At 48.6% G+C, this 10,643-nt stretch carries 7 protein-coding genes and 3 pseudogenes; 6 read left to right on the forward strand and 4 right to left on the reverse strand.

The features are described from left to right. Window positions 1–101 precede the first annotated feature (101 nt). Window positions 102–1,166, forward strand: coding sequence for a site-specific integrase (locus KBY02_RS25360; RefSeq protein WP_032655961.1), 1,065 nt, complete (start codon window positions 102–104; stop codon window positions 1,164–1,166). Window positions 1,167–1,340: 174 nt separating this feature from the next. On the opposite strand, the pseudogene KBY02_RS25365 reads toward KBY02_RS25360, so the two are convergent. Both KBY02_RS25365 and KBY02_RS25370 read right to left on the reverse strand, forming a co-directional pair. Further along, window positions 1,341–2,293: pseudogene (locus KBY02_RS25365) on the reverse strand (tyrosine-type recombinase/integrase). Between the two features lies 1 nt (window position 2,294). Beyond that, on the reverse strand, window positions 2,295–2,978 hold the full coding sequence (locus tag KBY02_RS25370; RefSeq protein ID WP_032655931.1) for a hypothetical protein: 684 nt from the start codon (window positions 2,976–2,978) through the stop codon (window positions 2,295–2,297). A gap of 276 nt (window positions 2,979–3,254) precedes the next feature. Between KBY02_RS25370 and KBY02_RS25375 the strand changes: the two are divergent. The 4 genes and pseudogenes from KBY02_RS25375 to KBY02_RS25390 all read left to right on the forward strand — a co-directional run. After that, a pseudogene (locus KBY02_RS25375) lies at window positions 3,255–3,564 on the forward strand (kinase); the annotation flags it as partial. A 608-nt stretch (window positions 3,565–4,172) separates the two neighbouring features. Then, a complete protein-coding gene (locus tag KBY02_RS25380) occupies window positions 4,173–4,373 on the forward strand; it encodes a hypothetical protein (protein ID WP_116893488.1) in 201 nt (66 codons plus the stop codon). A gap of 59 nt (window positions 4,374–4,432) precedes the next feature. Further along, the gene (locus KBY02_RS25385) at window positions 4,433–5,371 is read left to right on the forward strand and encodes a ThiF family adenylyltransferase (protein WP_032655929.1); all 939 of its coding nucleotides are present in this window, start codon (window positions 4,433–4,435) and stop codon (window positions 5,369–5,371) included. A gap of 12 nt (window positions 5,372–5,383) precedes the next feature. Then, window positions 5,384–5,863, forward strand: a complete 480-nt coding sequence (locus tag KBY02_RS25390) for an HIT family protein (protein ID WP_032655926.1) — start codon at window positions 5,384–5,386, stop codon at window positions 5,861–5,863. Window positions 5,864–5,979: 116 nt separating this feature from the next. Here the strand turns inward: KBY02_RS25390 and KBY02_RS25395 are convergent. Beyond that, window positions 5,980–6,326, reverse strand: a pseudogene (locus KBY02_RS25395) (tyrosine-type recombinase/integrase); the annotation flags it as partial. Between the two features lie 1,724 nt (window positions 6,327–8,050). Between KBY02_RS25395 and KBY02_RS25400 the strand changes: the two are divergent. Then, window positions 8,051–10,213, forward strand: coding sequence for an AAA family ATPase (locus tag KBY02_RS25400; RefSeq protein WP_158661337.1), 2,163 nt, complete (start codon window positions 8,051–8,053; stop codon window positions 10,211–10,213). A gap of 234 nt (window positions 10,214–10,447) precedes the next feature. On the opposite strand, the gene KBY02_RS25405 is transcribed toward KBY02_RS25400, so the two are convergent. After that, a partial coding sequence (locus KBY02_RS25405; protein ID WP_225650848.1) for a hypothetical protein occupies window positions 10,448–10,643 on the reverse strand: 196 nt, incomplete at its 5' end.

Here is a 10,643-nt window from a genome sequence, read left to right on the forward strand (position 1 = left end):
TATCAAGGGCTGCAGCAACGCTGCAGTTTCGAGAGGGTGTTTTGGAATGCCTCCGAGGTACAGTTTCGGTACAGTCCGTGCCGATGTCTTCGGAGGACAGCATTGCAACTCTCGTAAAAACCCCTTCAGGCACGTGGAAAGCGGTCATCCGAAAAATCGGATGGCCGACAGCTTCCAAAACGTTCCGCACCAAACGCGATGCAGAAGACTGGTCACATCGAGCCGAAGACGAGATGGTCAGAGGTGTCTACATCCAGCGGAGCGGATCAGAACGGATGACCCTAAAGGCGGCGCTGAAGCGTTACCTGTCTGAGGTTACTCCCACCAAAAAGCCTTCGACTCAGAAAGGCGAAGCGAGCAAGGCAAAAAAGCTTACTACCGAGCTGGGTAAATATTCGCTGGCGGCCCTCTCCAGCGAAATCATTGCAGCTTACCGTGACATGCGACTGTCTCAGCCTGCAACTCGCAAACGCACGTTGACCAGCAACAACACTGTTCGGCTTGAGTTGGCGCTCCTCGGCCATGTTTACTCAACAGCAATCAAAGAATGGGACCTGGGCCTCACGTTCAACCCTGTCGCGAGTATTCGGAAACCTAGGCATGGAAAGGGGCGAGAGCGACGTTTTGTAGGGGACGAAGGGGATCGGCTTTTAGGTGCTTCTAATGCACATAGCAACCCTATGCTCGGATGGATGGCGCGAATCGCCGTGGAAACGACTATGCGCTCATCTGAGATTGCCACGCTTACGCTCTCCCAAGTGGATCTCAAAAAACGAGTCGTCCACCTTCCCGATACCAAAAACAATACCTATCGAACCGTTCCGCTCAATAAGCGCGCGACAGATGCAATGCAAGCGGCGTTAGACAACCCTCTCAGACCGCAGGACTGCCGACTCATCTTCTTCGGTGAGCCTGGCAGAGATGCTAAGCGTAGGCCCTACGCCTTCAACAAAGTCTGGGCAACGCTGAGAAAGCCGCTCGGGATGACGGATTTTCGTTTTCATGATTTGAGGCATGAGGCCGTAAGCCGACTTGTCGAATCCGGCTTATCTGATCAGGAGGTTTCAGCAATCAGCGGCCACAAGTCCATGCAAATGCTTAAGCGCTACAACCACTTACGTGCAGAGGATCTAGTCGAGAGACTGGATAGAATCGACAAAGACTAGGCTTAAACAGGGTAGAAAAGATTCTGCATGCGAAAACTTTTCTACCTTTTCCTCCCCTGTGCTCTGTCGTGCTGTACGTGCTCACCGTGCTGTAGGGTGTAGGGTGTAGGAAGAGGGACCTGAGATTCGCTAACCGTTCCCTTAAATTTTCAGAAAATCTGTGCTGGATTGATCTCAGTAGCGGACTTTGAAGGTTGGTGAGTCCTCCGGTCGCAGCTGACGGCGATCATAGATCCGGGTCGTGCTTATATTGGCATGTCCAAGCCAGGCCTGAACCTTAGCAATATCGGCTTCGTGCTCCAGGGCATTGGTCGCCGCCGTGGCACGCAGGCCATGCACGCCCAACCCAGCGACATTGATTCCTGCCGCCTTGGCATAGCTTCCGACCATTGCGTAGATGCCGTTAGCGGTTATGCCTGCGCCGGTCTGGCGACCACGCAGCGGCACGAATAGCGGTGCATTAGGCTCCTGCGGTAATGCCCCGAGCGTTCCAGGTATGCGTAGATACGCTCGGCGGCAACAGGGTGCAATGGCAGGTACCGCAGCTTTCCCCCCTTGCCATGGATCTGCAGGTGCTTGATACCCCGGCGATCCTTAATATCGCTGACCATCAACTGAGCGGCCTCCTCGCGACGCAGTCCGTGATACAGCAGCACAGCGAGAATGGCCCGATCGCGTTGGCCTTTTAGAGTATTTGGATCCGGCGCATCGAGGAGCACCTTGGCCTGGTGATCACCGAGAGCCGACGTCTTACCTTCGTTGGTTTCGATCCTGGGCCGCTTCACACCGTGCACCGGGTTGCCGCCAGCGACGGCGTTGAGCTCAAGCAAATGATCGAACAGGCTGGCCAACGCCGCCAATTTGCGCCGGATCGTGGCCCCGGCCAGGCCTAGAGTTTCCAACTGCGCGCGCCAGGCCAGCACGTGCGCGCGGGTGACCGCGCGGAACTCATCGGTGCCGGTGAGCCCGACAAACCCGCAGAAGTCCTCCAGGTCGCTCTGGTAAGCTCGCCGCGTGCGAGGGTTGTCGATGTTGGCAAACCACTCGACCGCCGCCGGCACGGCTGCTAGGTGCTGAAATTCCGCGGCGGTTAGCCGGCGTTCCTGCTGGGTGATAAGTCCCGTCACGTCAAACCCCTCGCCAGTTATTCCGATGAACCTCGCGACACCGATGCACTACTTGCTCTACCAGCGAATTGCGTGGAGTGGCATGTATCCAAGAATCCTCAAAAGGTGGGAGCGACCCATCGATCTCCAGCACCGCATTCAATTCCAACGAAAGCAGGATCAGCGTTTTGAATGCGTTAGGAGCCTGGAGTTGTTCGAGTTGTTTTCTGTGGGCATCCATCTCATCTAGATGCGCGTGCTTGCCGTTCCATTCCTTGGATTTGTGATGCACCAAAGCATTACGTGCCTTGACCAGGCCTTTCAGCCCATTGATGGCGGGGCCATCCGCATTCAGCGATCGACCACAGACCAAGCGTGGGACGACGAGCCATTTACCCACCACATCCAGCTTATCCAGATAATCTTTTGCTAGGCGCTCTCCCAGCTGGAGGGCGGCAAATTCGAACGCAGCAGCTTCTAAGGCCATCGCGGAGAAGACGATGGTTTTTATGGCTGCGACGTTTTTTCTAGTTTTCTGGTCGCCGTAGGCTGTCGAATCGCCGGGCCATTCTTGCCTTGAGAGCGGATTGCCCTTCTCGAACAAAAAAGATCCGAATGCCTCCTCAGCGATTTCACAATAGGTGTCCACCATGGAATCGACTAAGACCCAGCTATCGCGGACTTCAAACGGTTTGGTCGTGCCCATGACAGCCCCTGCAAAAACTAACGATAACGTTTCTCTAGCTAGTAAGTAGGCCGGTGCACCCGGCCTGCGTGTCAAGACCAATGCAACGTGTTTCTCAGGCTAATCACCGACGCCAGTCAACTGGGTAGGGCTGAACCCCATGCAGCCGAAACCAATGACGCTGACCTTAAGGCCGCTCGATCCAAGTGTATACTTTTTCGTTGTATAGTTCCTTATACAGTCCGTCCCGATGAACAAAGGGACTGGAAGCCATCGTCGCTTTCTCAGATCAATTAGCTTGCACTGAGGAATCTTCGTATTGGCAGCTCCGTGATAGTGGACCGTGTTAACCCAGTAATTGAAAGTCGAAAGGCATTGAGTAATATCGCCACACGCTCTGGTGCTCCATTGGTGAGCACTCAAGTGATCTGCTCTGATAAAAATTAACACCTGCGCCGTGTAGAAACCAGAAAACTGATATTCTTGGGTTGACTCCATCGACCTAGCAATCTGAACTGGATCACGAAATCAGGTGTGGGAAAGGGATCCGTTTAATATATAGACAGCCCTGATGTCTCCGACGCAGGCGGTGGCGATAATCACCTAACGATTTGCATCCAAAGATTAGCGCCAGCAGAAAGCCAATGTCGAAAGTTGTAATTATCAGACGCTTACTGATTGTCGATCAGTGACGAAGAAACCTTTTCGAAAAGGAATTGATCCTTAGTAGAAAACGACTAGGATATGTTGAGTTGTATATCATAGTAATAGCGACGGAACCGCATAGCAGCCGCGAAGGCCCTACAGTAATCATGCCTGACAGTAAGCGCGTTCGGTTGAGAAAATAAATTAACATGACTGAAGACGAGACACGCCAGACACTGTTTAGATCAGGTGGGTCAGGCAAGGCAAAAACAGGCGAAGAAGCAGAGTCTACGTGTTGTAAATGAGAGTTCCGAGCCTGTTTTTGACGCAGCATTACCAAGCGAAGGGGCCTCCCGTACAGAGACCTACACTATGTAGCCGACCGCCTTTTTCGGCCCGATTTTGCTGAGCAATGGCTCTATCTGGACTGCGGATTAAGATCTTCGGATCAAAGGCCATCCCCTTCCGCGCAGCATTAATAGAGGTCTCCTAGGGTTGACAAGGGACGTGAAAATGTTGAAAAATGGCGCTGAACGATAATCGTTCTCAACTTTATTACATGGAGTTAATATGAAAAAAATGCTTGGTGTCGCCGCAGCAATGCTGATTTGTGCACCTATTGTTCAGGCTTCCGTCATGCCCCAGAAAGACATCGCCCGACTGACCACCACAGACCAGAAAACTGTACTTCATACGTCGACAGTTCTGGCACTTGGTGGTACCAAGTGTAATGGTGTAAATATTCGGGTCGCGCCTGAATGCGCTAATTAACTAGGAAAGAGATTAGAGGGTGGTGATCGCCGCCCTCTAATTAATGTGACGGAGTCATCATGGATGATTTAGTTTTTTACTTTGAAGGTATTCCTTCTGCAATCATTGTTCCTTCCACTATATTTAATTTTCAAAAGGGAAAGATAGCTATTAACGGGCCTTTGGGAGTTGCGTATGCGAACCCAGAAGACGACTTAGCGTTCCAAAAAGCGCTCAGCGAGGCCGGATCCCTTGTGCCCGGTGAAGTAGATGAGGTTTTGCAAGTAAAAGGCTTATTAGCTAATCCGGAGACTAGTCGGACTGTAAGCTACCTTCTCTGCTCTGCAAAAAAATGTGGCGATGTAATCGAGGATCTTAAGGCGCTTGCCAAGTCTAAAGTTTTGGTGGCTGGGTGTGGAGGCATTGGGAGCTCATTGAGTATGCTGCTGGCAGGTGCCGGGATAAAAAACTTTTTGCTTGTGGACGCAGACATAATAGAAAAAAGCAATTTAAATCGTCAGCTTTTTTGGACGCTGAATGATGTGGGAAATAAGAAAGTAGATGTATTAAAAAGTGCGCTTGAATCGCGATTTGAAGGGTTAAATATCGATGTCCTCGATAGAACTTCATCAATAGAAGATCTTTGCGAATTGGCGTCTTCAGATATTACGGCCGCAGCGGTTACAGCGGACAACCCTGCCACTCTGGCACGTGAAAGCTGGAAGATTTCAGAATCATGTAAAATCCCAGTAGTCTCGGGTGGGTACCTACATCACATTTGCCTATCTTTTGACTTCTTGCCTGAAGAGTATCGGTATCTTAAGGAAAAGGATGCTGAATCTGAGAGTGAGGAGTGGCTTAGGTTGCCCAGTGCAATTATGCCTAGCTATGGACCTATGAATTTCTCTCTTGCTTCGCAGCTTAGCGCAAACCTAATCTCATCCATCGCAAAATGTACATTTGGTCTAAAGTCTACTAGTGTTAACAGCTGGGATTCAAGGTCGCTATCTAAAGTCTAACAGGAAATGGCTATGAGCAAGGCATCATGTATTTTTTGTCAAATAGCAAGCCGCATTTCACCCGCACATATTTTTTGGGAGGATGACATGCATATTGCATTTCTTTCCATATTCCCAAATACAAAAGGCGCTACAGTAGTTATCCCAAAAGCTCACTTATCAAGCTATATATTTGACCAAGAAGATGAGGCGTTAGCCAACTTGTTGATTGCCTCAAAAAAGGTAGCAAAAATACTTGATGGCACACTTGAGGGAGTCGGCCGTACCGCAGTAATATTTGAAGGATATGGAATCGATCATCTCCACGCAAAATTATTTCCCATGCATGGAACTGGGGATCATAGCGGGTTTAAAAAAATATCGTCTAATGTTGATAAGTTTTTCTCAGTCTATGAGGGCTACGTTTCATCTCATGACTGGAAAAGGGCCGATGATAAAGAGCTATCTTCACTTGCCGAGCAATTATCGTCATGGGATAAGCAAAATTCCTAAAGGATATACGGGATCAAGCTATCGAGTCTTTGTGCTCAATATTCTTAATAACAATGACGACGGCTGATCATCGCTGAGATGTAGCGTTGCTGATGCCCTGAGCTTGCCAGGTACTAATGAGTGCGTCCGGCAGCAACTGAGTGCAAAGGCAGGTACCGCACCTTTCCCCTTTGCCGTGAATTTGCAAATGCTGAATCCCACGGCGTTCCTGAATGTCGCTCACCTGCAGCAGCGCCGCTTCTTCGCGGCGCAGCCCGTGATAAAGAAGAACGGCGAATATCGCCCGATCGCGCAGCCCTTTGAGGGTTGATTCGTCCGGCGCTTCAAGCAGCGCTTTGGCCTGGTGATCACCCAGTGCCGGCGTCTTGCCCGCGTTGCTTTCTATCCTAGGTCGTTTAACCCTATGCACGGGATTGCCGCCGGCGATCGCATTGCTTTCCAGGAGGTGTGTTGCCGCTGATGCGGTTTTGACCCAGGCTGCCGGAATCCATTGACCTACCCAAATATTCAGCGAGTGAGGTCTTTACGCGGGGTTTCACAGGCAGCATATAAGTCAGGCAAAATCAGCAACCTGGGTCAAAGTCGGATCAGCGCCAACACCCCCCTCGGCGTGATGCTTCCCCATGCCGATAAGGCTATCCACACACTCGAAAAAGGGGCAAGATTGTGCGGTTGATAACTATGTTGATTGCTCATCTAAAATGACGCTAGCCTCTCATACAAAAACCGACGGCGCCGCTGCTGCACGATATGCAGCCGGTCTACTGGGAATTGCTACCTGCGCTGAAACCACGGCTACTACGATGGCTGAGGACGCAGGAAAAGTTGACGTAAAGCTTTCGTTCCGACATATCGCACTAACGAATAAGCTGATAACTGCACACGCACAAGTGAAAGCGGGCCCGTCTTATCGTAGAACCTCAGATGCAGATTCAATTACATTAGCAATCGATAGAAAAACGCTTGAAGCACTGTCAGGGACAGGGATGCCCGGACTGGTAATCTGGGTGCCACCACCGCCAATGGATCGGCTCTATTGGTATGTAACCGACCCGCGCACCCCGCTCAAGACTCCTACCAAAATACCAAAAACACAGTACCTACGCCCCTCGCTTCGGTACGATCTGACTCGACTGTACGATTACGCGTCATGGTCATATCGCACCACCTCACAAACGATTGGCCCGCTTTCCACAGATGTGCTGCCGAAAGCACGGAGCGCATACAAAGCGCTGAAATCAAAGCAGTGGAGTAACCCTTTAGTGGGCTGCCTTCAAGTCACCCGCTTGGCTTGGCGACACATCACAAGACGCTCAAAGTCAGAGGCAAGACGTACATTGTCGCTTAGGGCTGTTCCCTACTTGAAAGCGTTCCTCGGAAAATCGCCAGATCGTTACACATGTAACTTCGTTAGTTTAGAAGTCAACGGATCGGTGACGAAGGAATCAAGGTACCTGATGTGCTGGTATCGGCAGGCATTTACGATTGACGGAGAGAGCCACTCACTTCTGGTTCGGATTCGAGAAGAAATCACCTATCCAACGGAGTGGACAAAGCGCCCGCTTAGTACAGCAGACATCACTCAAGTAGCCACGTTGGCGGCTTGGTGGTGCAAAAAAGACAAGTGACGCACCCGCCTCGGATTTCCGTACTGACGCATTGCAAAAACAACGAGTCGCTTAAGCTCCGCGGTCATCTGACCGGAATAGTTGAGGCGGGTACGCCTGCCCGAATAGTACCGAATCCCAAGCACCAATTTCAAGTTCATTTCCATCGGCACCTTGGTGGATATAGATGAGCGAAATATTGCCTCAATAAATCCGATGGCTATTTTACCTTTTTTGACTTTTATCCTTAGCAATACGATTGAATCTACAAGCGATTGCGAGCGCTCATGGCACTAGGTGATGGCGCTGATGCGCTTTTAAACCAGGCTGCTGATTCGAATGCCCTATATGCGGCATCTGAAATCCCGCGCGACGACTCCGTCCGCTGAGTATTTTGAAAAGTCAATTAATTCCCGCAGCCGGCTCAAAATCGCATCAGCCGCAACACCTCGCAAGTCCGAGCTTGAAGACGCCGTTTACCGTGCGGGTTTCGTAGATCAAGTGGACGCTATAGAAAAATGGGCTACTCTAGATGCCAGATGGTAGCTATTCGCCGCCAATCACTCGAAAGGATGTCCGCGTGATAACTGAACTGAGCATTGATGGAGTCACCAGTTACAAACTCCCTACACTGATCAAGCCAACTAATAAAACCTCTCTAATGTACGGTCTGAACGGAGCAGGAAAAAGCACAATATCTGAATTTCTTTACAACCCTAAAGGACTGATTTATAAAAAATGTAGCTTTACGACAAGTAAAGACTGCGAAATATTAGTTTACAATCAAAGCTTCCTCAATGACTACTTTTATGAGGAAGACGGTCTGAAGGGAATATTTACTCTTTCAAAAGAAAACAAGGAAGTAATTCAACAAATTGAGAGCGAGACCAAAAAGCTCGAAACATTGAATGAATCTCACACGGAAAAATCGAAGGCGAAATCCGCGATAGCGGAACGCATCGAGAAGGAACGTTCTAAAGCTAGTACCAAAACGTGGGAAATAAAAACAAAATATTCTGGCGGGGATAGAGTTCTAGAGTTCTGCCTCGAAGGCTTGAAGCGAGTAGAGCCGCTGTTCTTACACATCAGCAGCTTACCGCTACCAGCAGAGGCCCCTACCTACACAGTTGACGAGCTTAAGTTGGAAATGGCTTTAGTTGCGGGCGATACAGCGATTCAGCTATCGACTATTACCGTGATAAACGCCGACTGGTTAGAGGTCGAGACAGATTCAATATTCGAAAAAATAATTGTCGGTAGTCAAGAAGGCTCAGTAGCCCAGTTCATCGGAAAATTGGGTAATACCGACTGGGTTAAGGTTGGCCTGGAATACCTTGATCCAACCGAGGAGACATCTCTACAATCGTGCCCATTTTGCCAAGAAAAAACCATTACACAACAACTCGTGAAATCGATTAATGATGTATTCGATGAAGCATACGAACTAGACATGGCCACGCTAGGACGGCTTAAAAACCAATATGAGCTTTGCGCATCAAAAGTCAATCTACAGGATATTACCTCCCTCCCTTTATGCGATAAGGAGCTAGAGGACTCTTGGACTATAGCAACAGAGTCCCTAAAGGCGACATTCCGGGAAAACATCCTGCAAATAATCAACAAAACAAAAACGCCAAGCACGCCTATTACTCTTAAGAGCAGCCGAGCCGCAATAGCTTCAATAAATGAGATAATCGCAACACTAAACAATTATATCGCCACACACAACGACAAGCTGTCTAACAAGAAAAGAACCATTGATAATATTAAAGCTAGGTTTTGGTCACTAATGCGATGGGAGTATGCGCAAACGCTTTCATCCTATGCCGAGTCGTTGAAAGATCTGGAGACAGAATCCTCTTCCGCGAGTAAAGCAGTCGACGACATCGAGATGGCCGTCAGAAGCTCTACTGCAAATATATCGAGTTTGAGAAAGCAAACTGTAAATATAGACGAGTCCATTCAGAGCATAAATGAGGCATTGCTGGAAATTGGAATTGAGGGGTTCACAGTATTAAAACATGGAGAGAATCTTTACAGAATTGCGCGATCTGGAGAGAAAAAAAATGCATTCCACTCCCTTAGCGAAGGCGAAAAAACCGTAATCAGCTTTTTGTACTTTGTTGAACTGTGCAAGGGACAGAAAACTGCATCAGCGGTGCCTTTGGATAAAATTGTGGTCATTGATGATCCGATATCTAGCCTGTCCCACATATACGTATTCAATATAGGACAACTTATAAAAAGAATTTTCATAAACAGCTCAACGTACAAACAAGTCTTCGTACTGACCCATAGTCTTTATTTTTTTTATGAGCTTACGTTGACCAATAAGGAACAACGCGACGAAAAGCAGCATCTTTTCAGAGTTGTCAAAAATGGCGCCGGCAGCAGCATAACACCTATGAGATACGAAGAAATCCAGAATGACTATCAATCATACTGGTCTTTAGTTAAAGACCCGGCGACACCACCGGCGTTAATCGCCAACTGCATGCGGAATATCATAGAATACTTCTTCAATTTTGTTCAAAAGAAAGACTTCAATAATGTATTCCAGATACCAGCTTTATCCTCAGATAGGTTTAAAACTTTCTATAGGTATATGAACAGAGAGTCACATTCTTTAGGTCAGAACATATTCGACATTAAGGAATTCGACCATCAAGTTTTCAAAGACGGATTAAAGATTATATTTTCTGAGTGCGGATATTTAGAGCATTACAACGCAATGACCAAATAGATCTATGCGCCCACAGGTAAACGTATAGCTTAGATGAGCAACCTTTTCTATCTATACGATACGAGATAATCATAGGTGCCGGTGTGCTCATATGATTATTTTCGGATCGCCGCGCAGTGCCAAACACGCAGCGGCGATCATTAGCCCAATCGTTCCCTCCCGCATAAAAGCGAGTGCCGAGTATGATAGTATGAATACGTTCTGATCCTCTGACTATCGAAGCAGGGAATAAGACTACGACATTGCTCCCACCAAGCTACACACATATCCTGTATCCCTAAGGAAACTCTGAAAAAGACTTCCTAATTTGGCAAAATCTCCGGACACCAGTCGCCGAGCTTTTCGATGATGAAACAGATGACCTTCGCCGACGCCGAATACGCCGGCAAGCGCAAGCGGACCCGTAAGGAATTGTTCCTGATCGAGATGG

It is taken from the genome of Pseudomonas sp. P129 (assembly GCF_020312195.1).
Lineage (GTDB): Bacteria > Pseudomonadota > Gammaproteobacteria > Pseudomonadales > Pseudomonadaceae > Aquipseudomonas > Aquipseudomonas fragariae.